The sequence below is a fragment of the Streptomyces sp. NPDC091292 genome (assembly GCF_044757265.1).
In the GTDB taxonomy this organism is placed as follows: domain Bacteria; phylum Actinomycetota; class Actinomycetes; order Streptomycetales; family Streptomycetaceae; genus Streptomyces.
In genome coordinates, this window is record NZ_JBIVUQ010000014.1 from 201817 (window position 1) to 225720 (window position 23904).

21 protein-coding genes and 2 pseudogenes are annotated in these 23904 nt (G+C 70.7%); 8 read left to right on the forward strand and 15 right to left on the reverse strand.

Annotation, left to right across the window (positions count from 1 at the left end; all coding sequences use genetic code 11):
* Nucleotides 1-13 precede the first annotated feature (13 nt).
* Nucleotides 14-313 carry a hypothetical protein gene (locus ACIQNU_RS31200; RefSeq protein ID WP_401372808.1) on the forward strand — a complete coding sequence of 100 codons (300 nt, stop codon included), beginning with the start codon at nucleotides 14-16 and terminating at the stop codon, nucleotides 311-313.
* Nucleotides 314-423: 110 nt separating this feature from the next.
* Here ACIQNU_RS31200 and ACIQNU_RS31205 read toward each other — a convergent pair whose 3' ends face one another.
* The 4 genes from ACIQNU_RS31205 to ACIQNU_RS31220 all read right to left on the reverse strand — a co-directional run bounded on the left by ACIQNU_RS31205 (nucleotide 424) and on the right by ACIQNU_RS31220 (nucleotide 5279).
* Nucleotides 424-1266, reverse strand: coding sequence for a nitroreductase/quinone reductase family protein (locus ACIQNU_RS31205; RefSeq protein WP_401372810.1), 843 nt, complete (start codon nucleotides 1264-1266; stop codon nucleotides 424-426).
* Nucleotides 1267-1776: 510 nt separating this feature from the next.
* Nucleotides 1777-2766: a trypsin-like serine peptidase gene (locus ACIQNU_RS31210; protein WP_401372812.1), complete on the reverse strand. Its 990-nt coding sequence runs from the start codon at nucleotides 2764-2766 to the stop codon at nucleotides 1777-1779.
* Nucleotides 2767-2993: 227 nt separating this feature from the next.
* A complete protein-coding gene (locus ACIQNU_RS31215) occupies nucleotides 2994-4202 on the reverse strand; it encodes a diaminopropionate ammonia-lyase (RefSeq protein ID WP_401372814.1) in 1209 nt (402 codons plus the stop codon).
* Between the two features lie 102 nt (nucleotides 4203-4304).
* A complete protein-coding gene (locus ACIQNU_RS31220) occupies nucleotides 4305-5279 on the reverse strand; it encodes an aldo/keto reductase (RefSeq protein ID WP_401372815.1) in 975 nt (324 codons plus the stop codon).
* Nucleotides 5280-5409: 130 nt separating this feature from the next.
* On the opposite strand from ACIQNU_RS31220, the gene ACIQNU_RS31225 reads away from it, so the two are divergent.
* Together ACIQNU_RS31225 and ACIQNU_RS31230 are read left to right on the forward strand one after the other, a co-directional pair.
* The gene (locus ACIQNU_RS31225) at nucleotides 5410-6036 is read left to right on the forward strand and encodes a 2'-5' RNA ligase family protein (protein ID WP_401372817.1); all 627 of its coding nucleotides are present in this window, start codon (nucleotides 5410-5412) and stop codon (nucleotides 6034-6036) included.
* Nucleotides 6033-6734 (forward strand): annotated as a pseudogene (locus ACIQNU_RS31230) (MerR family transcriptional regulator); the annotation flags it as partial. The gene ACIQNU_RS31225 and the pseudogene ACIQNU_RS31230, both read left to right, overlap by 4 nt.
* A gap of 128 nt (nucleotides 6735-6862) precedes the next feature.
* Here ACIQNU_RS31230 and ACIQNU_RS31235 read toward each other — a convergent pair.
* Nucleotides 6863-9790 (reverse strand): FAD-binding and (Fe-S)-binding domain-containing protein, encoded by a 2928-nt coding sequence (locus tag ACIQNU_RS31235; RefSeq protein ID WP_401372818.1) that lies wholly within the window; start codon nucleotides 9788-9790, stop codon nucleotides 6863-6865.
* Between the two features lie 72 nt (nucleotides 9791-9862).
* Nucleotides 9863-10393, reverse strand: coding sequence for a MarR family winged helix-turn-helix transcriptional regulator (locus ACIQNU_RS31240; RefSeq protein WP_401372820.1), 531 nt, complete (start codon nucleotides 10391-10393; stop codon nucleotides 9863-9865).
* A gap of 113 nt (nucleotides 10394-10506) precedes the next feature.
* Between ACIQNU_RS31240 and ACIQNU_RS31245 the strand changes: the two genes are divergently transcribed.
* On the forward strand, nucleotides 10507-12306 hold the full coding sequence (locus tag ACIQNU_RS31245) for an ABC transporter ATP-binding protein (protein WP_401372822.1): 1800 nt from the start codon (nucleotides 10507-10509) through the stop codon (nucleotides 12304-12306).
* Nucleotides 12307-12359: 53 nt separating this feature from the next.
* Nucleotides 12360-13199 carry an endolytic transglycosylase MltG gene (mltG, locus tag ACIQNU_RS31250; RefSeq protein WP_401372824.1) on the forward strand — a complete coding sequence of 280 codons (840 nt, stop codon included), beginning with the start codon at nucleotides 12360-12362 and terminating at the stop codon, nucleotides 13197-13199.
* A 70-nt stretch (nucleotides 13200-13269) separates the two neighbouring features.
* On the opposite strand, the gene ACIQNU_RS31255 is transcribed toward mltG, so the two are convergent.
* From ACIQNU_RS31255 to ACIQNU_RS31280, 6 genes are all read right to left on the reverse strand, one after another.
* Entirely contained in the window at nucleotides 13270-14382 is a 1113-nt protein-coding gene (locus tag ACIQNU_RS31255) for an NAD(P)-binding domain-containing protein (RefSeq protein WP_401372825.1), read from the reverse strand.
* 70 nt (nucleotides 14383-14452) lie between these two features.
* Entirely contained in the window at nucleotides 14453-15661 is a 1209-nt protein-coding gene (locus ACIQNU_RS31260; protein WP_401372827.1) for an LLM class flavin-dependent oxidoreductase, read from the reverse strand.
* A gap of 2 nt (nucleotides 15662-15663) precedes the next feature.
* The gene (locus ACIQNU_RS31265; RefSeq protein ID WP_401372829.1) at nucleotides 15664-16722 is read right to left on the reverse strand and encodes an ABC transporter substrate-binding protein; all 1059 of its coding nucleotides are present in this window, start codon (nucleotides 16720-16722) and stop codon (nucleotides 15664-15666) included.
* Between the two features lie 95 nt (nucleotides 16723-16817).
* The gene (locus ACIQNU_RS31270; protein WP_401372831.1) at nucleotides 16818-17609 is read right to left on the reverse strand and encodes an ABC transporter ATP-binding protein; all 792 of its coding nucleotides are present in this window, start codon (nucleotides 17607-17609) and stop codon (nucleotides 16818-16820) included.
* A complete protein-coding gene (locus tag ACIQNU_RS31275; RefSeq protein ID WP_401372833.1) occupies nucleotides 17582-18463 on the reverse strand; it encodes an ABC transporter permease in 882 nt (293 codons plus the stop codon). The genes ACIQNU_RS31270 and ACIQNU_RS31275 overlap by 28 nt, the downstream gene beginning before the upstream one ends.
* Before the next feature lie 231 nt (nucleotides 18464-18694).
* Nucleotides 18695-18778: a putative leader peptide gene (locus ACIQNU_RS31280; RefSeq protein ID WP_389888168.1), complete on the reverse strand. Its 84-nt coding sequence runs from the start codon at nucleotides 18776-18778 to the stop codon at nucleotides 18695-18697.
* A 207-nt stretch (nucleotides 18779-18985) separates the two neighbouring features.
* Here ACIQNU_RS31280 and ACIQNU_RS31285 point away from each other — a divergent pair.
* Nucleotides 18986-19407, forward strand: a pseudogene (locus ACIQNU_RS31285) (YjbQ family protein).
* Nucleotides 19408-19831: 424 nt separating this feature from the next.
* On the opposite strand, the gene ACIQNU_RS31290 reads toward ACIQNU_RS31285, so the two are convergent.
* Nucleotides 19832-20821 carry a GNAT family N-acetyltransferase gene (locus tag ACIQNU_RS31290; RefSeq protein WP_401372835.1) on the reverse strand — a complete coding sequence of 330 codons (990 nt, stop codon included), beginning with the start codon at nucleotides 20819-20821 and terminating at the stop codon, nucleotides 19832-19834.
* A 224-nt stretch (nucleotides 20822-21045) separates the two neighbouring features.
* Here ACIQNU_RS31290 and ACIQNU_RS31295 point away from each other — a divergent pair, with 224 nt between their 5' ends.
* Both ACIQNU_RS31295 and ACIQNU_RS31300 read left to right on the forward strand, forming a co-directional pair.
* Nucleotides 21046-21831, forward strand: coding sequence for a hypothetical protein (locus tag ACIQNU_RS31295; RefSeq protein WP_401372837.1), 786 nt, complete (start codon nucleotides 21046-21048; stop codon nucleotides 21829-21831).
* Nucleotides 21832-21835: 4 nt separating this feature from the next.
* Entirely contained in the window at nucleotides 21836-22369 is a 534-nt protein-coding gene (locus tag ACIQNU_RS31300) for a SixA phosphatase family protein (RefSeq protein ID WP_401372838.1), read from the forward strand.
* A 23-nt stretch (nucleotides 22370-22392) separates the two neighbouring features.
* Here ACIQNU_RS31300 and ACIQNU_RS31305 read toward each other — a convergent pair whose 3' ends face one another.
* Together ACIQNU_RS31305 and ACIQNU_RS31310 are read right to left on the reverse strand one after the other, a co-directional pair.
* The gene (locus tag ACIQNU_RS31305) at nucleotides 22393-23148 is read right to left on the reverse strand and encodes a 2,3-diphosphoglycerate-dependent phosphoglycerate mutase (protein ID WP_401372840.1); all 756 of its coding nucleotides are present in this window, start codon (nucleotides 23146-23148) and stop codon (nucleotides 22393-22395) included.
* Nucleotides 23145-23645: an inorganic diphosphatase gene (locus tag ACIQNU_RS31310; protein WP_401372841.1), complete on the reverse strand. Its 501-nt coding sequence runs from the start codon at nucleotides 23643-23645 to the stop codon at nucleotides 23145-23147. Before ACIQNU_RS31310 ends, ACIQNU_RS31305 begins: the two co-directional genes overlap by 4 nt.
* Between the last annotated feature and the right edge of the window lie 259 nt (nucleotides 23646-23904).

Genomic DNA, 23904 nt, shown 5'->3' on the forward strand with positions numbered 1-23904 from the left:
CGTTGCACGGGGCATGACCTCAACACGACGCATCCTCGCCGCCGTGGCCCTCGCCACCGGCGCCTCGGCACTCGCCGCCCCCACCGCGCTCGCGGCCGGCACCTCGCAGCAGGCGCTGGAAGTGCCCTCCGTCGTCGGCCAGCTCGACTCGCTCTCCGCGAACTCCGTGACGCCGGAGCACCGCGCCCAGATGCCGACCGTCACCGGCCAGCTCGGCGGGCTGCACGAGGGCGTGAGCCGCCTCAACGAACTCCACCAGGTGACCGACCTGGTCGCTCCCGTCACCGGGCTGCTGCCCGCCGTGGAGTACTAGGCACGGTCCACCTGGACGCACCCGGTCGTGTACGCCGCCCGGTCCGGCGCCGGTCATGGAGCACCCCTCCGTGACCGGCGCCTTTCATATGCCCGGCCGGCGCTACACGGTCACGGACCCGACGCCTCGAACACCGGAATCAACTGCTCCTCCTCGTACGTCAGATGACGTTCGAGCGCGTCCGAGAGCCGCTCCACTTCGGCGCGTACGGTCGCGGGGTCCGCGTCGGCGTCGGCGACGACCGTCCGCAACTCCTCGACGAGCCCGGCGATCGCCACATGCTCCTCGTGCAACCGCTCCATCGTCGGGGCGATGTCGGGATGGCGTGCGGCGAGGAACGGGAAGATTCCGGCGTCCTCGCCCTGGTGGTGGTTGTGCAGACCCTGGCAGAAGCTGAGGCAGTTCACGCGCAGTTGAGCACCCAGGCCGGGGCCCGACGCGGCGATCTCCTTGCGGATCAGGGTGAGTTCACGGCGGAAGGCGTCATGGATCGTGCGCAGTGCCTCGCCGAAGGAGGTGGCGGCGGTGGTGGGCGGCCCGTTGTGGATGGCGGTGAGGGCGACCACCGGGATGATCCGTTCCGTGCGGGCCTGGTACTCCGTCCAGCCGGGATCCGCCTCGGCGGCGCGCGCGAAAGCGGTGTCGCGCTCGTCGCCCTCCAGGACGGTGGCGTCCGCCTCGTAGACGAAGACGCCGTCCTCGACGGTGACACGGGGGTGCGCCACGAGGTTGTGGAACCAGGCGGGGTGCTTCGGGGCGCCCGCGGCCGACGCGATCACGAGGACACGTTCGCCGCCGTCGGGAAGGTAGCCGACGGGAGTGGTGTGCGGGGCTCCGGAGCGGGCACCGGTGGTGGTGAGCAGGAGGAGCCGGCCACCCTCGAAGGGGCCGCCGACGCGTCCGTTGTTGGCGCGGAATTCGTCGATGACTTGCTGATTGAAATCGTTCGGCATTCTCGGCTTTCTTTACGGGGCAGGGGGAGGTGCTGTTTCGGGCATGCCGATGAAACGCCGGGCCGCAGAGGTGGGCAGGGCGTGAAGGCAGGCATGCGGAGCAACCGCCCGGCGGGCGGCTGAGAATTCCACGGCGCACTGAGGCCGTGGTGAGAGAGGAAGCGTGGAGGCATGCGGAAGAGCGCGCACTCAACACGCGGAAGGGTAAAGAGAATGGAGGGCCTCGCGCCCGCCCCGGAATCACTCCGAGGCCGGGAGCCCCACTCGTGTATGGCCCATGGCCGACCCGGCAGTCATGCGAGAAACCCTATGGCAGGGAACGCGGGGAAGCAATATGGAAGCAATATGCAGCCGTTCGCGTAACCCTTCCGGCATCGGGATGAGGCGAACGCCCGGCATCCGCCGGGATGCCGGGCGTCGGGCGTCTCGCGCGCGCTGGGGAATTACGCCCTGCGTGCTCCGTACGAACTGAATGGGGCCGATGTTCGCCTGAAGCTCGGCGGCCAAAGGCTAGGACGCGCCTGCCTGGCGGTATGCGGCCAGCGCCTCATTGCCCAGGGTCGGGTGGTACTCGTTGGCGCCCGCGCTGACGCTGATGTTGCCGATCAGATAGCCGCCGCCGTTCCCCGTGTTGAAGTCGGCGAGGAAGCCGCCGCCGCTCGAACCGCCGGTCTGGACGCAGTCGATGCCCCACATCGTCGAACCCGGCCGGCCCGCGTCGGCGAACTCGTCGCCCTCGCAGTGGTTCAGCCGCTCACCGTTGCCCTCGGCCGCCGAACCCCCGTAGCCGAAGGAGTGCACATGGCGGCCGGTGGGGGAGTTGAACGCGATGCCCTCGGCACCGACGGTGTCGCCGACCGTCCGGCCGTTCACCGTACCGAGCACGGCGAACGCGAAGTCCCAGTTGGCGTTGCCCGCCGTCGACACGTACTGCGCGTCCGTGATCAGGCGTGAGGCGGTGAAGGTGCCGAAGGGTCGGTTGCCGTTGGCGTAGCCGGGGATGAAGACCCAGTTGCGGTAGACCTCGCCGGTACCGGAGTTGACCACGCAGTGGGCCGCCGTGAGGACGACGGACCGGTTGTCGCTGTTGGCGACCGTGGCCGAGCACGCGAAGGTCCCGCCGGACGCGTTCTGGAAGAACACCTTGCCCGCGGTCGTGCTGATCAGACCGTCGCCGGTCCAGGCCGTGGGGGAGGAGGCGCGCAGTGAGGGAGGGGTGGGGGTGTTGGGCGTGATAGTGGCGGGGGCGGAGAGTGGGGGGACCTGTATGTGGGGTGCCTTCTCAGCAGCCGTCGCGGTGGCGGTGGCGGTCGTGGTCGGCGACGTCGTCATGTCCCTTGCGGTACGCAGCCGTTCGTCAGTCCAGAAGTGGAGGGCGGCGCGCTGCTCGGCGGCGGACACGGCGGTGGTGTGCGTGCCGGTGGGTGCGGGCGCGGCGGCCTGGGCGGTGCCGAAGGCCCAGCCGGTGGTGGCGAGGGTCAGCGCGCTCAGGAACGTCATGGCTCGTTTCATGGAGGCGGCTCCAAGTTCTGTGTGGGGGGAGGGAGTACGGGGGTGCCGGGGTGCGGGGTGCGGGTGCATGTGGTGCGTGCATGGTGGGGGGTGGACAACGTTGTCCATCTCTGCGAACCGACAACGTTGTCCACGGCGAACCGAAGTCAGAGTCCCAGCTTGGTCTGGACATGTCCATGCCATATGTGGACGGTTTCCGGACAGAGTCCCCCGCGTCAGCCCTCGGGGTTCGGGTCCGGGTCCGGTTCCGGGTCCGGTGCGGGCGTCAGCGGATTGGCTGCCGCGCCCTCGGTGTTGAGGAGGACGAGCGTCGAAGTCGCGGTCAGGGCGAGGGCGGTACGGCGGTCGGCGGCGCCCGGACCGGTGAGGGCGGCACGGACCCCGGCCAGGGATGCGGCACCGCACGGGCCGGAGGAGATTCCGTGAGCGGCCAGGTCCCGTGCGGCGCGGGCTGCTTCGGCGTCGGTGACCGCGACGGCGGCGTCCAGTCCGTCGCGCAGAAAGGGCCAGGCGAGCGCGGACGGCGTACCGCAGTTGAGGCCGGCCATCGTGGTGGCACCGGTCGTGATCGAAGTCAGCTCGCCTCTGGTGAGGCTTTCCAGCACGCATGCGGCGGCCTCGGGTTCGACGGCGAGCAGGGCCGTCCCGTGGTGCCCGGCCGGCGCGCCGCGGTAGTGCGTGACGGCGGCCTGGGCCAGGGATCCGACGCCCACCGGCACGGCGACCAGCCCCGGCGGTCCGGCTGCCTCGGCGGCGAGTTGGGCGTCGACCTCGGTGAACAGAGTGGAGTAGCCCTCGACGATCCGGCGAGGGATCTGCTCGTACCCCGGCCACGCCGTGTCCTGGACGAGGACCCGGCGCGACCCGCCCGCCTCCATGGGGCTTTGGGCGGCGTCGGCGGCCCGTCGTACCGCTTCGTCGTACGATCCGTCGACCTCGGTCACGAGGGCGCCTTCGGCGGTGATGGCGGCCACGGCGGCGGGATGTACACCGCGCGGTACGAACACCTCGGCGCGCTGCCCGATGAGCCGTGCCGTCCGGGCCACCGCCCGGCCGTGGTTGCCGTCGGTCGCGGTGACGAAAGTGACCAGATCTGCGGCAGGCGCAAGGATCTGGCCACTTTCCTCGGACGCACCTCCGGCGAGCGCCCGGTGCATCGCCCAGGACGCGCCCAGCGCCTTGAACGCGGGGAGTCCGAGACGGTCCGACTCGTCCTTCACGAAAACGCGGGAGACTCCCAACTCACAAGCCAGGGAGGGAAGTTCGACCAAGGGCGTGGGGGCGTAGCCGGGCAGCGAGGCGTGGAAGTCCCGTACGGCGACGGGGGCAGGCGTACAGCTCCAGGCGCGGGCGGCCGGTCGCGCGTACCAAGGACGCGGGGGGCGGGCGGTCGGGTCTGCGGGAGGGGCGGGGTTCTTCGGCACCCGAGCAGCGTGCGGCTCCGACCGGCGCCCGGTCCAGTACCCGACCGGTACCTGGGCGCCGGCGTGCCGCGCGGCTCGGTGACGGCTCGTGCCGGACCGGGTTCAGCGGTTGAGCGGCGACATGTCGGCGTACCGGTCCCCGGCGGGTGCCGTCAGGGAGCCGAGCCGCCGGATCTGCTCGGGCGTGAGCCGCACGGCGTCGGCGGCGGCGTTCTCCTCGACCCTCGACACCCGCTTCGTACCGGGGATCGGGGCGATGTAGTCGCCCTGCGCGAGCAGCCAGGCCAGCGCGGTCTGCGCCGGGGTCGCACCCACCTCGCGGGCCACCGCCTCGACCTCGTCCACCAGCCGCAGATTCCGCTCGAAGTTCTCGTCACTGAAACGCGGGTTGCTCTTACGGAAGTCGTCGTCGGCCAACTGCTCACGGCTGCGGATCTGACCGGTGAGAAAGCCGCGGCCGAGCGGCGAGTACGGGACGAACCCGATGCCCAGCTCGCGCAGCAGCGGCAGAATCTCCGCCTCCGGGTCCCGCGTCCACAGTGAGTACTCCGTCTGGAGCGCGGCGACCGGATGCACCGCGTGCGCCCGACGGATGGTCTCGGGCGCCGCCTCCGACAGGCCGATGTGCCGCACCTTGCCCTCCCGGACCAGGTCGGCCAGGGTGCCGACGGTGTCCTCGATGGGTGTGTCCGGGTCGACGCGGTGCTGGTAGTACAGGTCGATCCGGTCGGTTCCGAGCCGCTTCAGGGAGCCCTCGACAGCGGTCCGCACATTCTGCGGGGAGCTGTCGACACCGCGCCGGGGTCCGTCGGGGGTGTGGGTCATGATGCCGAACTTGGTGGCGAGGACCACCTCGTCGCGCCGCTTGGCGAGCGCCCGCCCGACCAACTCCTCGTTGGTGAACGGGCCGTACACCTCGGCCGTGTCGAGGAACGTCACCCCGAGGTCGAGCGCCCGGTGAATCGTACGGACCGATTCCGAGTCATCGGTGTTGGCGCCTGTGTAGAAGGCCGACATCCCCATACAGCCGAGTCCGATACGGGAGACGTCCAGTCCGCCGAGTGAGACGTGTTCCATGGCAACCGCACCCTTTCCAGTCAGTGTCCAGCAGTTGTCGCATGCGTCGAGCCTGCTACGGGACGCCGATGTTCGCCTCCGGACGAACCGCCCGCGCGGCACCCCCGCACCGGGCTGACATGATGCCGCCATGTCCAGCGCAGCGACGCCAGAAATGCCGGGGGAGCCGGGGGAGCCCGCGACGTCGGAGGCGCCGGGGAGGTCGGGGAAGCCCGCCCCGACCGGCACGACGGCGGTGGTGATCACGCTCGCGGAGGCCGACGTACTGCTCGATGCCGCCCGGCAGGTGAACGCCTCCCTGGTCCGCCCCGGCCTCCCCGCCCACGTAACCCTCCGCTATCCGTTCCTGCCGGCCGCCGAACTGTCCGCCGCGACCGATCGGGCGGTACGGGACTTCGCGGCGGCAACGCCCGCGCGCGAGGTGGAGCTGACCGAGGTGACGACAGCTCAGGGCTTCGTCGCCGTGGCCGTGCCCGCGCTCCAGCCCGTGGCCGATGCCTTCGGCGAACTGTGGCCGGGCATGGCCCCCTACAGCGGTCGTTTCGGCCCGCACCCTCCGACCCACGTCACCGTCGCCACGGGGTCCACCGACGAGGAGACCCTCACCGTGGCCACCCGGTTACGCCCCCTCCTGCCCCTGACAGCCCGCGCCGGCGCACTGCATCTGGCGGTACGGGAAGACGAGGGATGGCGCATTCGCCTCACGGCTCGCTTTCGCTCCCCTCGTGACGCCGCCTTCGGAAGGGGTCCCGGATGAGCCGCGCGCGTGGGGGGCTGCGGCCCATCGATCTCGCCCGGAGCGCGGGGATCTCCACCCAGCAGATCCGTAACTACGAGGACGCGGGCCTCCTGCCCCCGGTGCCGCGCTCCGAGAGCGGGTACCGGCGCTTCGACGAGAGTCACCGTGGTGCCCTGCTCACCTATCGGGTGCTGGCCCGGGGGTACGGGGCGGAGACGGCCCGCGCGGTGATGCGCGCGGTCCATGCGGAGGACCACCGCGCGGCGTTGGCGGCCGTGGACGCGGGCCACGCGGCGTTGCACGAGCAGCGTGTGGCCCTGCGGGAGGTCGGGGAGGCGTTGGAGGCGGTCGCGGGGGAGTCGCCGGATGCCGCCGCGCCGCCCCGGGCGGGTATGCGGATCGGCGATGTGGCGGGCCATCTGGGCGTACGGACCTCGGCGCTGAGGGTCTGGGAGTCGGCGGGCCTGCTCACCCCGGAACGCGAACGAGGCACCGGCTACCGCTGGTATCACCCCGCCGACATCCGGGACGCCCGCATGATCAAGATGCTGCGGCAGGGCCGGTACGGGTTGCCGCAGATCCGGGCGGTCCTGGACGGCCTGCGCCGCACGGGCAGCGGTGAGGCCCTGCGTACGGCCATCGCCCAGCGCCAGGAGGAACTGTCGCTCCGGTCCCGGGCGATGCTCGCGGGGGCGGCGGCGTTGGACCGCTATCTGGCGGACCGGGAGCCGCCCACCTCAGCCGGCCGGGAGCCGCTCACCTCAGCCGCTCCGACCCCCGGCACCCCCGCCCCGGCCACCCATTCCACCCACTCCGCACCCGCCGCCCCGCCCGACACCCCTCGTCACGGCCGCGTCGCCGCCTCCAGTTCCATCAGCACCGAGTAGTAGCTCCGCCCCGTCGCATGGTCCATGCCGACCTCGCACATCCGGTTCGCCGACAGATGCGCGTCGAAGTGGCGTGCCGTCACCTCCGCCGCCTCCTTGTGGGTGGCGGACTCGGTGAGTTCCTTGTGGAGCATGCCGCGGTCGCCCGCGAAGGCACAGCAGCCGACGTCGTCCGGTACGACGACCTCGTCCGCGCACGCCTCGGCGACCGCCCTCAACTGCGCCTCGTCGCCCAGGTGCTGCATGGAGCACGTGGGGTGCAGCACCGCACTGCCGACGGTGCGTCGCACGGTGAGATGCGGCAACAGCTCCTCGGCGGCCCAGACGACGGAGTCGACCACGGTCAGCTCCCGGTGCAACTCCTTGTTGTCGGGCGTCAGATAGGGCACCACCTCGTGCGCGATGCCCAGCGTGCACGACGACGCGTCCACGACGAGCGGCAGCCTGCCGCCCGCCGTCCAGCCCCAGGCGGCCTCGACGACGCGGTTGGCCATGACGACATTGCCCCGGTCGTACCCCTTGGAGTGCCAGATCGTCGAGCAGCAGGTGCCCGCGACATCGTCCGGGATCCATACCGGCTTCCCCGCGCGCGAGGACACCGCCACGACGGCCTCGGAGAGCGACGGACCCTCGCGGTCCTCGGGGCCGCCGAAGATGCGGTTGACGCAGGCCGGGTAGTACACGGCGGACGCCCCCACGCGCGCGGTACGCGGCAGCTTGCGCGCCGCCGCGCCGGGGATGCCGGGCAGCCACTCGGGTACGAGATCGGGGCGCACGGCCGTACGCGCCGCGCGCGTGACCTTCGTCAGGAGCCGGTCGCCGATCTTGTCGGCGGCGGCCACCGCGAGGCGCGCGGACGCCTCGACGGCCTTGAAGTTCCGGGCGACCAGGGCGGCCGTCCGCTCCTCGCGGGGCGAGTGCCGGGCGTGGCGGAAGTCCTTCATCATGGCGCCGGTGTCGATACCGACCGGGCAGGCCAGCTTGCACGTCGAGTCGCCCGCGCAGGTGTCCACCGCGTCGTACCCGTAGGCGTCGAGCAGCCCTTCCTCGACGTCCGATCCGGCGGGCTGCCGCATCATCTCGCGGCGCAGGACGATGCGCTGGCGGGGTGTCGTGGTCACGTCGTGGCTGGGGCAGGTGGGCTCGCAGAAGCCGCACTCGATGCACGGGTCGGCGATCAGCTCCACCTTGGGGATGGTCTTCAGGCCGCGCAGATGCGCCTTGGGGTCGCGGTCGAGCACGACCCTGGGGGCGAGCACGCCGTCCGGGTCGATGACCTGCTTGGTGCGCCACATCAACTCGGTGGCCCTGGGGCCCCATTCCAGCTCCAGGAACGGCGCGATGTTCCGCCCGGTGGCGTGTTCGGCCTTGAGGGAGCCGTCGAACCGCTCGACGGTGAGGCGGCAGAACTCGTCCATGAAGGCCGCGTACCGGTCGACGTCCTCGGCGCGGCCCGCGTCGAAGGCGAGCAGGAAGTGCAGATTGCCGTGCGCGGCATGGCCCGCGACCGCCGCGTCGAAACCGTGCCGTGTCTGGAGTTCGAGCAGCGCCTCGCAGGCGTCGGCGAGGCGCGACGGCGGCACCGCGAAGTCCTCCGTGATGAGCGTGGTCCCCGACGGACGGGAGCCGCCGACCGCGCTGACGAACGCCTTACGGGCCTTCCAGTACCCGGCGATGGTCTTCGCGTCCCGCGTGAACGTGTTCGTCACGGACGCGACCGGTGCGACCAGGTCGAGCCCTTCGAGCGCCTTGCGCGCGGCCTCCTCGTACGCCGTCTGTCCCGCCTCGTCCGGCGCGCGGAACTCCACCAGGAGCGCCGCGGTCGACTTGGGCAGCGTGGCCCAGTCGGCGGGCACGCCCTGGACGCTGACCGACGCGCGCAGGGTGTTGCCGTCCATCAGCTCCACGGCGAGCGCCCCGGCCTCGTTGAACACGGGCACGGCCGCTGCGGCGGCGGTGAGCGAGGGGAAGAACAGCAGCGCCGTGGTCACCCGCCGGTCCAGCGGAAGCGTGTCGAAGACGATCTCCGAGATGAATCCGAAGGTGCCTTCCGAGCCGACCATCAGCCCGCGCAGGATCTCGACCGGTGTCGCGCCGTCGAGGTAGGCGTCCAGCCGGTAGCCGTTGGTGTTCTTGATCTCGTACTTCGCGCGGATACGGGCCACCAGGTCCGGGTCCGACTCGATGTCCGCCTTGATCGCCAGAAGGTCCGCGCACAGGGCGGGTTCGGCGCGGGCGAGCCGCTCGTCGGCGTCCGGCTCCGCGGTGTCCACGACGGTGCCCGAGGGGAGGACGAAGCTCAGCGAGGCCACCGTGCGGTACGAGTTGCGGGTGGTGCCGGCGGTCATGCCGGAGGCGTTGTTCGCGACGACACCGCCGACCGTGCACGCGATGGCGCTGGCCGGATCGGGGCCGAGTACGCGCCCGTGCCGGGACAGGGTGGCGTTGGCCCGGACGACGGTCGTGCCGGGTCCGATACGGGCCCGCGCGCCGTCGTCCAGGACCTCGATGCCCGTCCAGTGCCGGCGGACGTCGACCAGGATGTCCTCGCCCTGCGCCTGCCCGTTGAGTGAGGTGCCCGCCGCGCGGAACACCACCTCGCGGCCCTTGCCGTGCGCGTACGACAGCACGGCCGAGATGTCGTCGATGTCCTCCGGGACGACCACGACCTGCGGCAGGAAGCGGTAGGGGCTCGCGTCCGACGCGTACCGCACCAGGTCCGAGACCTTGGTGAGCACCTTGCTCTCGCCGAGCAGGGCGATCAGCTCGCCCTTGAGCGGCTCGGGCGTGCCCGCCGCCCGGTCGCCGGGCACCCGGTCGGGCGCCGGGCCCGCCGGGCGGGATACGGGGCGCAGCGCGTCCGGGTCGGGCTCCAGCAGGGGCATCGTGCGCTCCTCGTTCCTTGTTCTTCCGGGTGTGGGTCTCTGCTCTTACGTCTTACTGGTGCCGGCTCGTCCTCAGCAGTTTCCGTTCTGGGCGTCCTGGGTGCCCGGTGCGGTGCCGGTGCCGTTGTCCTTGGTGTGGGCGCTCACCGCCTGGCCCGCGTGGCCGACCGCCACTCCGTCGACCAGGGCCGACAGGAGGCCGCCGAACACGGCACGCTGCCCGGCGTCCAGCGGGGCCAGGATGTCCTCCGCCGCCGAGCGGCGCGCCTTGCGCAGCTCGCCCAGGGTCCGGCGGCCCGCCTCCGTGATCTCGATGCGGATGACCCGCCGGTTGTCGGGGTCCGGCACCCGGCGCACCTGGCCGCTCGCCTCCAGGCCGTCCACGAGCGTGGTCACGGCCCGTGGCACCACTTCGAGGCGCTGGGCCAGATCCGCCATGCGGGGCGGTGATCCGTAGTGCGCGAGGGTGCGCAGCAGCCGGGACTGGGCCGGCGTGATGCCCACACCGGAGGCCTCCAGATGGCGCTTCTGGATGCGGTGCACGCGGCGGGTCAGCCGCAGCAGCTGCTCGGCGAGCAGGCCGTCGGCGTCTGGGGTGCTCATACGGGGAACAATACCAGGACTTTGTGCATTGTGAGTATAGGTAACAATGAGCTATGCTCTTCGAAGTCAAGCCGCGGCCGGGACCGGCCGCCCGTCCACCACCGTAGGAGCCCATGAGTCCCCGAGAAGTCCCCTGGACGCCGCCGCCTCCCGATGAGGAGCAGCCGCGGCAGATGCGCCGTATCCTCCGTCTCTTCCGTCCCTATCGCGGCCGGCTGGCAGTCGTCGGACTGCTCGTCGGCGCCTCCTCGCTGGTATCGGTCGCCTCGCCGTTCATGCTGAAGGCGATCATCGACACGGCGATCCCGCAGGGCCGCACCGGCCTGCTGAGCCTGCTCGCGCTCGGCATGATCCTCAGCGCCGTCGTCTCCAGCATCTTCGGCGTGCTCCAGACCCTGATCTCCACGACCGTCGGCCAGCGCGTGATGCACGACCTGCGCACGGCCGTGTACGACCGGTTGCAGCGGATGTCCCTCGCCTTCTTCACGCGCACCCGCACCGGCGAGGTCCAGTCCCGGATAGCCAATGACATCGGCGGTATGCAGGCGACCGTCACCTCCACGGCGACCTCCCTGGTCTCCAACCTGACCAGCGTGGTCGCCACCATCGTGGCGATGGTCGCGCTGGACTGGCGGCTCACCGTGGTCTCCCTGCTCCTGCTGCCGGTCTTCGTCTGGATCAGCCGCCGCGTCGGCCGCGAGCGCAAGAAGATCGCCACCCAGCGCCAGAAGCAGATGGCGGCGATGGCGGCCACCGTCACCGAGTCGCTGTCCGTCAGCGGCATCCTCCTCGGCCGCACCATGGGCCGCTCCGACTCGCTGACCCGCTCCTTCGCCGGCGAGTCCGACGGCCTGGTCGACCTGGAAGTCCGGTCGAACATGGCGGGACGCTGGCGGATGGCCGTCATCTCCATCGTCATGGCCGCCATGCCCGCCTTCATCTACTGGGCCGCGGGCATCGCCTTCGCGGTCGGCGGCACCGCGGTCTCGATCGGTACGCTCGTCGCGTTCGTCTCGCTCCAACAGGGCCTGTTCCGGCCCACGGTCAGCCTGCTGTCGACCGGTGTGGACATGCAGACCTCGCTCGCGCTCTTCCAGCGCATCTTCGAGTACCTCGATCTGCCGATCGACATCACCGAGCCCGAGCACCCGGTGCACCTGGACACCGTCAAGGGCGAAGTCGCCTTCCAGGACGTCGAGTTCCGCTACGACACCAAGAGCGGACCCATACTCGACCACATAGACATCACCGTCCCCGCAGGTGGCAGCCTCGCCGTGGTCGGACCCACCGGCGCCGGAAAGTCGACCCTCAGCTATCTGGTGCCCCGGCTGTACGACGTCACCGGCGGACGCGTCACGCTCGACGGCGTCGACGTACGCGACCTCGACTTCGACACCCTCGCCCGCGCGGTCGGCGTGGTCTCCCAGGAGACCTACCTGTTCCACGCGTCGGTCGCCGAGAACCTGCGCTTCGCCAAGCCGGACGCCACCGACGAAGAACTTGTCGCGGCGGCCGGAGCGGCCCAGATCCACGACCACATAGCCTCCCTGCCCGATGGCTATGACACGGTGGTCGGCGAGCGCGGCCACCGCTTCTCGGGCGGCGAGAAGCAGCGCCTCGCCATCGCGCGCACCATCCTGCGCGACCCGCCGGTCCTCGTCCTGGACGAGGCGACCAGCGCCCTGGACACCCGTACCGAACAGGCCGTGCAGGAAGCCATCGACGCGCTCTCGGCCAACCGCACCACGATCACCATCGCGCACCGGCTCTCCACCGTTCGCGGCGCCGACCAGATCGTCGTCCTCGACTCCGGCCGCATAGCCGAGCAGGGTACGCACGAGGAGTTGCTGGACCTGGACGGCCGTTACGCCGGACTTGTGCACCGGGACGCCCAACTGGAGCCGACAAGATGAAAATATGCCGGATTTGCAAGGGTAGGGAGTAATTGTCGGGTTACCGTGCCCGCATGCAGAACATGGATCCGCGTCGTAGCTCGATGCGACTGACACGCCGGGGCCGGATCGCCCTCATCGCGACCGGAGCCCTTGTGACGGCCACCGCGGTGGCGGCGCCACTGCTGCTGTGGTGGGAGGCCAAGCCCGAGAAGCCGAGGGCGCTCACCATTCCCGAGGGCTGGCGCGCCGGGCAGGTGTACGACGCCGTCGACAAGGCGCTCGCCGTTCCGGCCGGTACGACGAAGAACATCCTGCCGAAGGCCGGCCTGAAGCTCCCTCGCGACGCCGCGGGCAACCCCGAGGGCTATCTTTTCCCGGCCACCTATCCGGTCACGAAGAAGACGACGCCCACATCCCTGCTGGCGTACATGGTGGACACCGCGAACAAGAGGTTCGCCCCGGCACCGGTGGCGGCGGGCGCGACCCGGACCACGCAGAACCTCTATCAGACCGTCACCATCGCGAGCATCATCCAGGCCGAGGCGGGCAGCAAGGACGACATGGGCAAGGTGGCCCGCGTCATCTACAACCGGCTCGACCGGGGCATGCCGTTGCAGATGGACTCCACCATCAACTACGCACTGAACCGCAGCACCCTGCTCACCAGCGACGACGACACAAAGATCAACAGCCCCTACAACAGCTACACACGCATGGGGCTGCCACCGACCCCGATCGCCAACCCGGGCGACGACGCGATGCGCGCCGCGACCGCACCGGCGTCCGGCGACTGGCTGTACTTCGTCACCGTGAAGCCCGGCGACACCCGCTTCACGGCGAGCTACGAGGAGCAGCAGAAGAACGTCACCGAGTTCAACGAGAACATGAAGACCGCCACGCCGAGCGAATGACCCGCGTACGACCCGCGTACGACCCGCGTACGACCCGCGGATCGGAGCCGGGGCGAGCCGGCCGGGTGCCTCAGGCTGCGACCGGCTCCCCGGCGAGCAGCCGACGGATGTCGCGGACGGCCGCGCGCCCGGCGCGATTCGCCCCGATCGTGCTCGCGGACGGGCCGTAGCCGACCAGATGGATCCGGGGATCGGCGACCGCACGGGTGCCCTCGACCCGCACACCGCCGCCCGCTTCCCGCAGCCGCAACGGTGCCAGATGGTCGATCGCCGCACGGAAACCGGTCGCCCAGAGGATGACATCGGCGTCCACCCGGCGCCCGTCGTCCCACTCCACACCGTCCGGAGTGATCCGGTCGAACATCGGCAGCCGCTCCAGGACACCGCTCGCGCGGGCCTCCCGTACCGCATCTGTCAGCGGCAGCCCGGTGACCGACACCACGCTCTTCGGCGGCAGCCCCTGCCGTACGCGCTCCTCCACCATGGCCACCGCGGCGCGCCCCAGATCCTCGTCGAAGGGGCCTTCGCGGAAGACCGGCGGGCGGCGGGTCACCCAGGTCGTCGCGGCGGCGAACGGCGCGATCTCCATCAGATGCTGGGTCCCCGATGCGCCACCGCCCACCACGACGACCCGCTGCCCGGCGAACTGCTCGGGACCGGGGTACTGGGCGGTGTGCAACTGCCGTCCACGGAAGGTCTCCTGACCCGGATAGCGCGGCCAGAAGGGCCGGTCCCAGGTGCCGGTCGCGTTCACCAGGGCGCGCGCCGACCACACCCCCTCGGACGTCTCCACCCGCAGCCGCCCGTCCGTACCCTCCCTGACGGCCCGTACGTCGACCGGCCGGTGCACCCGGAGGCCGAAGGTCCGCTCGTACCGGTCGAAGTATGCGCGGATCACCTCCGAGGAGGGCCGGGACGGGTCGGCCCCGGTCAGCTCCATGCCGGGCAGCGAGTGCATCCCGTGCACCTTGCCGTAGGTGAGCGACGGCCAGCGGAACTGCCAGGCGCCGCCGGGGCCCGGCGCGTGATCGAGGACGACGAAGTCCCGGTCCGGCACAAAGCCGGTACGGCGCAGGTGATAGGCGCTGGACAGACCCGCCTGCCCGGCGCCTATGACGACCACCTCTGTGGCTACCGCTGTGCCTACCTCTGTGCCGCTCTCCACGTCCCTTGTGTCGTTCACTTTTCTACTAACCGGGCCGGGGAGCCGGATCTTCCCGCCCCCGATCGACCATCTCCGGCTCCCGCTCGCGCTACCTCCCCCCGGCCACCAGCAACGGCACCCCCGGCGAAGCCGACGCCCCGTCCGGCCAAGGCGCCACGCCCGCCTGCGAGGCCGGAATCCGGGGCAGCAACCCCCGCGCCGACAACTCCGGAATCACCCCCTCACCGAACCAGTACGCCTCCTCCAGATGCGGATAGCCCGACAGGACGAAGTGCTCGACACCGAGCGCGTGGTACTCCTCGATCCGGTCCGCGACCTGGGCATGGCTGCCGACCAGCGCCGTTCCCGCGCCGCCGCGCACCAGACCGACCCCGGCCCAGAGATTGGGCGCGATCTCCAGCCGGTCGCGGTCGCGGGAGCCTCCGTGCAGCGCCAGCATCCGCTGCTGGCCCACCGACTCACTGCGGCCGAGGGCCTGCTGGGCAGCGGCGACCGTGTCGGCGTCCAGGTCGTCGAGCAGCCGGTGCGCGGTCGCCCACGCGTCCGCCGACGCGTCCCGCGAGATCGTGTGCAACCTGATCCCGAACCGGACCGTGCGCCCCTCCTCGTCGGCCAGGCCCCGAATCCACTCGATCTTCTCCTTGACCTGCTGCGGAGGCTCGCCCCACGTGAGGTACACATCGGTGTGCCGGGCCGCCACCGGGCCCGCGGCGGCCGACGAACCGCCGAAGAAGATCTCCGGCAGCGGATCCGGCGGCAGCGCCGTCAGCCCGCCCTCGACCTGGTAGTGCTCGCCCTCGAAGTCGTACGGCCGGCCGCTCCACACCCCGCGTACCACCGACAGGAACTCGGCCGTACGGGCATACCGGCGGTCGTGGTCGAGATGGTCGCCGAAGCGGCGCTGCTCGGTCGAGTCGCCGCCCGTCACGACATTGAGGAGCAGTCGTCCACGGGTGATGCGCTGATACGTCGCCGCCATCTGCGCGGCCAGGACCGGCGAGATCACCCCGGGCCGGAACGCCACCAGGAACTTCAGCCGTTCCGTGTGCTGGGACAGCGCGACCGTCGTCAGCCACGCGTCCTCGCACCAGGTGCCGGTGGGCGTGAGGACCGCCTCGAAGCCCAACTGCTCGGCGGCCTTGGCGATCTGGATCAGATATTCGATGTCGGGCGCCCTGATCCCGCTCACCGGAGTGATACGGGACCGCTTGACGCCACCGTCCGTGTAGGCGTGCCGGTCGACGAGCGTGCGGCCGTCGCCGCCGGTCGGCAGGAACCAGTGAAGGTGCACGGTCATGGTCAGGACTCCTTGTAGGTACGCGGTGCGGAGGTCGACGCCGGAAGGCCGCCGCTGAACCGGGTGTCGACGTAGTCCTCGAACGCGAACGTCCGCGGAATCAGCTTCAGCGCGGCGAAGGTGTCGGCGATCTCCTGCTCCGACGCGATGGCGGCCCGGTCGAGCGCGACCGGGACCCGGGTCCCGTTGGTCCGCTTCACGGACGCGAGCGCCACCTCGTACGGCAGACCCGTGTCCTTGGCCCACACCTTGGCCCACTCCTCGGGATGGTCGAACACCCAGTCCTGCGCGCGCTGGAGGCGTTTCACCAGGTCACCGATGGCGGCGGCCTTCTTCTCGTCCTGGAGCGCCCCGGGCGCCGCGACCTGGAAACTGAGCCCGTTGACCACCCCTTCACCGTCCGTGAGCACCCGCCCCTGCTTCGCCTGCAACACCTGTGAGGTGTACGGGTCCCAGACCGCCCACGCGTCGACCTTGCCGCCCGTGAACGCGGCGAGCGCGTCGGCCGGCTGGAGGTACTTGACCTCGATGTCGTCCAGGGTGAGCCCGGCCGCCTTGAGCGAGGCGACCAGCTGGAAGTGCGCCGACGACCCCTGAGCCACCGCCACCGACGCGCCCTTGAGCTGCTGCGGCGTCTTCAGCGGAGAGTCCTCGCGTACGAGGATGGCCTCGCCCCGCGACGAGCCGTGCGAGGCGGCGACCACGGTGATCTTCGAACCGGCTCCGGCGGCGAAGACCGGTGGTGTGTTGCCGACCGCGCCGATGTCCACCGCCTTGGCGTTGACGGCCTCCAGGAGCGGTGGGCCCGAGGTGAAGGTCGACCAGCGGATCTTGTAGTCAAGATTTTTCAGTTCTCCGGCAGCTCGTAGCACCGCCTCGGAACCTCCCTTCTGGTCCCCGACGTTGAGAGTGACAGAACCCTTGCCATCGGTTCCGTCACCTCCTCCCGCGCCACCGGACGACGAGTCGGCGGAGGAGACGCCGGAGCAGGCGGCGAGGAGCAGGGCCAGGGGGAGCAGGAGGAAGGGGGCGGTGTGAAAGGGGGCGGTGTGTCGTCGCATGGGGAGTCCGTTCGCCGTGGCGCGTGCCCGTGTGGTGGGGGTCGATGTGGTGCGGGCAGATGTGGTGTGGGCAGATGTGGCGGGTGTCGGGTCGTTCATGGGGTGGCCGCCGGGGTGTCGACGCCGAGACGTTCGAGCAGCCGGGTGCGCAGCGCGGCGAAGCGCGGATCTGCGATGTCGCGAGGCCGGTCGAGACCAACCTCGGTCTCGTACGCGATGACACCGCCGTCCATCACGAGCACCCGGTCGGCGAGCAGCAATGCCTCCTCGACGTCGTGGGTGACGAGGAGTACGGCGCAGCCGCGCCGTTGCCACAACTCGTCCACGAGCCGCTGCGCCTTGATACGGGTGAGTGCGTCGAGCGCGCCGAACGGCTCGTCGAGGAGCAGCAGATCGGGTTCGCGGACCAGGGCGCGGGCGAGCGAGGCGCGCTGGGCCTCGCCGCCGGAGAGGGTCTTGGGCCAGGCCCGCGCGTGGTGCTCAAGACCGACTTCGGTGAGCGCCCGTTCGGCGTGCGCGCGGTCCGGGCGGCCGGGCAGCCCGAGCAGCACATTGCGCCACACCCGTTTCCACGGCATCAGACGCGGCGACTGAAAGGCGACGGCTTTGCGGCGGGGTACGAGCACGGTGCCCTCGATCTCGCGGTCGAGCCCCGCGAGGATCCGCAGCAGCGTGGACTTGCCGCAGCCACTGCGGCCGAGCAGGGCCACGAACTCGCCGGGGCGGATGTCGAGATCGAGCCGGTCGATGACGGCACGTCCGTCGAAGGAGCGGGTGAGCCCCTGTACCCGGACCGCCGACGGCGCGGGCACCGAAGCCCTGGGCGGCGCGGGCGCGGGAGCCTGCTCGGTGGTGGTGTTCACCGTCCGGTGAAGGTCGGTCGCCATTGCAGCAGCAGCCTTTCGAGGGTACGGACGACGAAGTCGGCGAGGAGGCCGAGGAAGGCGTAGACGATGAGGCAGACCACGATCACGTCGGTGCGCAGGAAGTCCCGGGCCTGCACCATCAGGAAGCCGATACCGGCGTCCGCGTTGACCTGCTCGGCGAAGACGAGCGCGAGCCAGGCGATACCGAGCGAGTAGCGCAGCCCGGTCATCGCGCCGGGCAGCGCGCCCGGAAGTACGACATGCCGCACAAGACCCCAGCGGGACAGGCCCAACGACTCACCGGCCTCGATGAGTCGGGCGTCGACGCCGCGGATGCCCGCGTACACATTGAGATAGAGGGGGAAGGACACACCGAGTGTGATGATCGCGATCTTGGGTGTCTCGCCGATGCCGAACCAGATGATGAACAGCGGGATCAGCCCGACGAACGGCACCGTGCGCAGCATCTGCACACTCGCGTCCACCAGGTCTTCGCCGATACGGAACAGCCCCGAGACGAGTGCGAGGGACGTGCCGACGACGGTGCCGAGCAGAAGACCGGCGGCGACGCGTTGCAGCGAGACGGCCATGGCGTGCGGCAGGGAGCCGTCACGGATCAAATCGCCGGCGACCCGGGCGATGGTGCCCGGCGACGCGAGTACATCGGATGTCAACACGCCGGTGGCGCTGAGGACTTGCCACAGAACGAGCAGCAGGACCGGCCCCGAGGTGCGCCGCAGCCAGCGGGGGACCCGGGTGCGGCGGGACGAGGAGGGGATGAGGATTTCCAGCTCGGAGGCTGGAGGGCCGGGTAGCGACGTATCCGTGGCATCCGTGGTACCAGCTGATTTCGGTGGGGCGTGGCTGACGCTCATGAAGACTCCATGGCGGGAGGACGGCAGCGGGGGCGCGGGGGGTCTGCGGAGGTCCGCATGGGTACGCGGATGTGCGCGGGTGCGCCTCGGCGCCCGCCCCCACGGGGTTCACGCCCGGATCACGGCCTGATCATGGCCTGGTCAGCACCACGACGAGCGCGGGTGCGTTCGGGGTGAATCGGGGCGAAGCGGGGCGCCGGAGGGCGCGGGCGAAGGCGGGGTGAAGAGGCGTCAGTGGCCGCGGCGACACGCGGCGGAGGCCACCCGCAGCAGGTCGATGTGACCGCGCGTGGTGAGCAGGACTGATCGCGACATGCGGCTGAACGTAGCCAGGTCGTCGGCACACGGTCAATGCCGTCTCGAAAGGCGGACGAAGAGTATCGAGGGGTGGTCCGAGAAGTAATCCGCGAGGTAAGCAGCCTCCGGCCCCCGAGGGCCAACGCCTGGGCCGACCGCGTGCGGTGGGAGCCCCGGCAGCCTGTCGCGAACGCACGGGGCGGGCGGTGCGCGACGATGAGGGGCATGCCCGATGCCTTCACCACCCGTGTCCTGAACGTCGTCACCGGATCCGAGGAGGCCGTGGTCGATCTGACGCGGCAGTGCGTGTCGTTCCTCGGCGAGGTCGCCCAGGGCCGCGACGGTCTCCTGAACGTGTTCGTCCCGCACGCCACCGCCGGCATCGCCGTGATCGAGACGGGCGCGGGCAGCGACGTGGACCTGCTCGCGACCTCCGCCAACTCCTGCCGGCGGACGACCGCTGGCAACACCGCCACGGCACCCCCGGCCACGGCCGAGACCACGTACTCCCCGCACTGCTCCCACCCCACGCCACACTGCCGGTCATCGCGGGCGCCCTGGAGTTGGGCACATGGCAGTCGGTATGCCTGGTCGACACCAACATCTCCCACATCAACCGTGATGTGCGGTTGAGCTTCCTGGGGTGAGCACCGTGGGACGGATGCGGGTAGTGGAGACCGCCCGTGCGTCGTGACCGGCCGGCGGACAGGGGGCCCGGCGAAGGCCGAGGCGACCGACTCCGACGTCGTATTGGCCTCGCGCATTCGTGTGGCAGGTCACCCGTGCGAATGACCTGGAGCGTGCACGCCGGGGCTGGGGGTACCTGCTAAGGCATCCGTTCGCTCAGTTCACCACGGAGGCTCTTCATGCGTCGTGCTGCTGCAACCGCTCTCGGAATCTGTGCCCTGATCGGACTCTTCGCGGCTCCCGCCGCTGCCGCCACCCAACAGCCCCAGAGCACCAAAGCCGACACCTATTGCACCGTGTTCCAGATTCTGACGAATACTTGCCCGGCAATCCCTTAACCGGCGAAGGGACGTGAGGGCGTACCCCGCCCTCCGTCTCAGCCGGTCAATCAGCGATCAGTACCCCGAGTACCGCGAGCCAGCAGACCGCCACCAGTACGGGGAGGAGCACCATGATCGCGCCGGTCGGGGAGACCTTCAGATAGGCGGAGTTGGGAGCGTCGGTGCGGCGGTTCACTATCCGCTCGCCGCCGTGCCAGGCCATGTACTCCTCAAGCTCGATCACCGCCTCCTTGCGCGCCAGAAGGTACTGGCGGCCGAAGCGCAGCATCAGTGAGAAGCCCACCGATACCCCGATGCCGATGATCCCGATGATGATCGCGAGCCCTTTTCCCAGGGTGCCGCCCGCGCCCTCCTTGCCGAGGAAGAAGGCGGTGGCGGCTGCGAGGCCCGCCGTGATGTAGAAGAAGTTGTTCAGCTTCTGCCAGTTGAGGTTGTCCTCGTGTTTGTAGAGGTCCACCGCGATCTGATATTGGGCGTGCAGCATCGCCTCGCGCGGTTTGCGCCACACCCACACCACCCGGGGCAGTCCGTCCGGCGGGACCAGTCGGGTCAGCTCCTGGAAGCCGAGCTTGTGGTGGAAGTGCGCGGACGCCTCGTTGGGAGGATCGTTGACCACGGCGGCGATCACGGGGCTCTCGTCCCACTGATCGAGGATGTGGTAGTAGAGCATCGACGCGACCCCGCTCCGCGCCGCCTCCCGGGCCACACAGATCTGCTTGATCACCAGGAAGTTGCCGAGCGCCGTCTTGATCCGGCGGTTCAGCCATTCGTCCGGCTCGACACGGTCGGAGCTGTAAGCCATCAGGAACGCGAGTACTTGCCCGCCCTTGACCGCGACATAGAAGTGCTCGGAAGTCTCCAGCCGGGCGCGGTAGTCGGCCTCGGTGTACGCCGAGACCAGAAAGCCGCCGTCTGCCCGCCCCCGGGTGCCGTCCGGCCTGTTCAGACTGCGTGACTCGGCGAGCCGGGCGATCTGCTCCACGTGCTCCTCGCTCGCCCGTACGATCTCCACCCGCAGTGACACCTCAGCCATGTGGCTTCCCCCTGTTCTCGGCGCGCCGAACCTATCGTGGGCACGGTCCGCCGCACCACGGTGCCCTGCGGGCGAGCGAGACGGGGGAGTACCAGCGCCGCGCCGCACAGCGCACCTCGATGGCGGGGGCGTGTACCACCCAGGTTCCTGCCAGGGCGGTGGGCGTTTGTGGCGTTTGCCAGGGCGCGCGACACTGGAGGCACCCGGGAAGGAGCACCGCCTTGGTGACCATCACTGATGGCCGTACGCACCATCCCGTCGCGCTGGCGGCCCCCCGCGACCGGCTGCTGCGCATGTGTGTGCACATGCCGGTCGACGACGGTTCCATGGGACCGGCCGCCGCACGTGTCCTGGTGACCGCCGACGTGTTGCTGCGGACCGTGGAAGCGACCGGCCGGCAGCTTGACTGGGTTGTGGACTTCCCGGACGCCAGAGCGGCCGAGCAGACCGAGGCGGTACGGGTTCTGGCGGCTGCGCTCGGTACGCATGTGCCGTCGGGATTCACCGCCGAGGGCGGAGCCCGGGATGTCCTGGGTGGCCCGGCGGACGTGGACGTCTTCGGTGACGGGCGGCGCGACGCCGAACAGGGGCTGTGGCTGGAGGTCGGAACGGTCCGTCAGGTGGGGGCCCCGGAACCCCACCCGGCGCGAGACGCCGATGCGCTCGACGTCCGGCTCGATCTGCTCGGACACCCGTACCACCGCGCCGCCACGCTCACGCCCCGCACGCTCGCCGACGCCGGACGGACGCTGACGCGATGGCGGGGCCGCGTGGCGGGCTGGGCGCGCACGCCGTCCCAGCCTGTTCCCGAGGAGTACCGCAGGCGGGCCGCCGACGCCCTGGCCACAGATCTCGCGACGCCCGCCGTCCTGAACCTGTTGCTGCGTGCCGAGTCCGCCGAGGACCTCCCGGACGGTGCGAAGTTCGAGACCTTCGCCTATCTGGACCGGATTCTCGGTCTGGAACTCGCCCGCGAGGTGGGGCGCGTACCGGTGGGGGAAGGGAGTTGAGGCGATGAGCGGCTCCGCCCCGGCCCGGCTGATCGTGCTACGGCACGCCAAGTCCGCGTGGCCGGAGGAGATGGCCGACCACGACCGTCCGCTCGCCCGCCGGGGCCGCCGGGACGCACCCGCCGCCGGCCGCTGGCTGCGCACGGCGGACAACGTGCCCGATCTGGTGATCTGTTCCACCGCCCAGCGCACTCGGGAGACCTGGGAACTGGCCGCACCGGAACTCGACGCGACGCCGGAGGTCGTGTTCGAGTCGCGTGTGTACGGCGCGAGCGGGCCGGAGCTGGCACAGGTGCTGCGTGCGACGCCGGAGTCGCGGCGGACCGTACTGCTGATCGGCCATCAGCCCGGCGTGCAGGAACTGGTCCTGTCCCTGGCCGGAGGTGGTGACGCCGTGGCTCTCGACGGTGCCCGGGGGAAGTTCCCGACCTCCGCGATCGCCGTGCTCGCGCTGCCGTCGACCTGGGCCCGGCTCGCACCGGGTACGGCGGCACTGACGGCGTTCGCCATTCCCCGGGGCCTCGCCACCGGGCACTGACCCCCTGACCCCCGCCTCCAAGATCACGCGTAGCCTTCCGCCGCCACGGCCGCGGCGGCGGTCCGGGCGGCGGCGGGGTCCAGATAGCGACCGCCGCGCGGGGACGGACGCAGCGCGGCGTCGAACTCGTACCGCAGGGGCGCCCCGGTCGGAATGTTCAGCTCCGCCACTTCCGGCTCGGTCAGTCGGTCCAGGATCGCGACGAGGGCGCGCAGCGCGTTGCCGTGGGCCACCACCAGCACGGTGAGTCCGGTGCGCAGTTGCTCCGCGAGGACGTCCGACCAGTAGGGCGCGGTCCGCGCGATCACATCGGCCAGACTCTCCACCGCCGGCAGCCCCGCCCCGGCGAGAACGGCGTACCGAGGGTCCGCGCGCAGCCGCGCCAGGTCGCCCGCCGCCAGCGGTTCCGGCTCGGCGGTGAGCGAGCGGCGCCACGCCTCGTACCGCGCCGCTCCCACCTCCCGCCGCACCTCGCTCTTGACCCGGCCGGCCAGCGCCCCGTACTGGCGCTCGTTCAGCCGCCAGGTGCGGTGTACGGGGATCCAGCAGCGGTCCAGCTCCGCCAGGAGGATGTCCGCGGTACGGATGGACCGCCGTAGCACCGAGGTGTGCACGACCTCGGGTACGAGTCCGTCGCGGGCCAGCAGCCGTGCCGCGTCGGCCGCCTGTTCCTCGCCGTGGTGCGTGAGCGGGACGTCGGCCCAGCCCGTGAAGCGGCCGTCGGCGTTGGTCGCGCTCTGTCCGTGCCGCAGCAGGATCAGCGTGCCCGGCACGGTCATGAGAGGCGTCCGGCCGGGAGGGCGACGGCGCGTTCGCGGGACGACTCGATCTCGGCGTACGCCTGCCGGCGCCCCTCCCAGTGACTGCCCTCGACGGACTTCCCCGCCTCCAGATCCTTGTAGACCTCGAAGAAGTGGCTGATCTCCAGTCTGTCGAAGGGGGAGATGTCGTCGATGTCCCGGACGGTGGCGTAGCGCGGGTCGTGGGCCGGGACGCACAGGATCTTCTCGTCCGGTCCCTCCTCGTCCTTCATGACGAACATGCCGACGGCCCGGCAAGCGATGGCGCAGCCGGGGAACGTCGGCTCGCCGACCAGGACGAGTGCGTCGAGCGGGTCGCCGTCACGGCCGAGCGTGTCATCGATGTAGCCGTAGTCGGCCGGGTACTGGGTGGAGGTGAACAGCAGGCGGTCCAGCCGGATGCGGTGGAGCGTGTGGTCCATCTCGTACTTGTTGCGGGACCCCTGCGGGATCTCCACGGTCACATCGAAATCCATCACGGCCTCCTGTCGACGGGGGTGGTGACACCTGGTCATGTCTACGGAACCGGAACCGGAACCGGAACCGGTCTGGTCAGGCACGCTTCCGCAGAGCCTGCTCCACATCCCGGCGCAACAGCGCGAGGCGCGCGGCCGGCACCCCCACGCACCGCCCTCGTCGCGGGGGGGTGCCTCTATGTCTTTCGTCAAGCGTGGCGTGGGGTTCTGGCTTCGTAGAAGGTGCCGTCGCGGAGCATGGCGAACAGGACGCTGATGC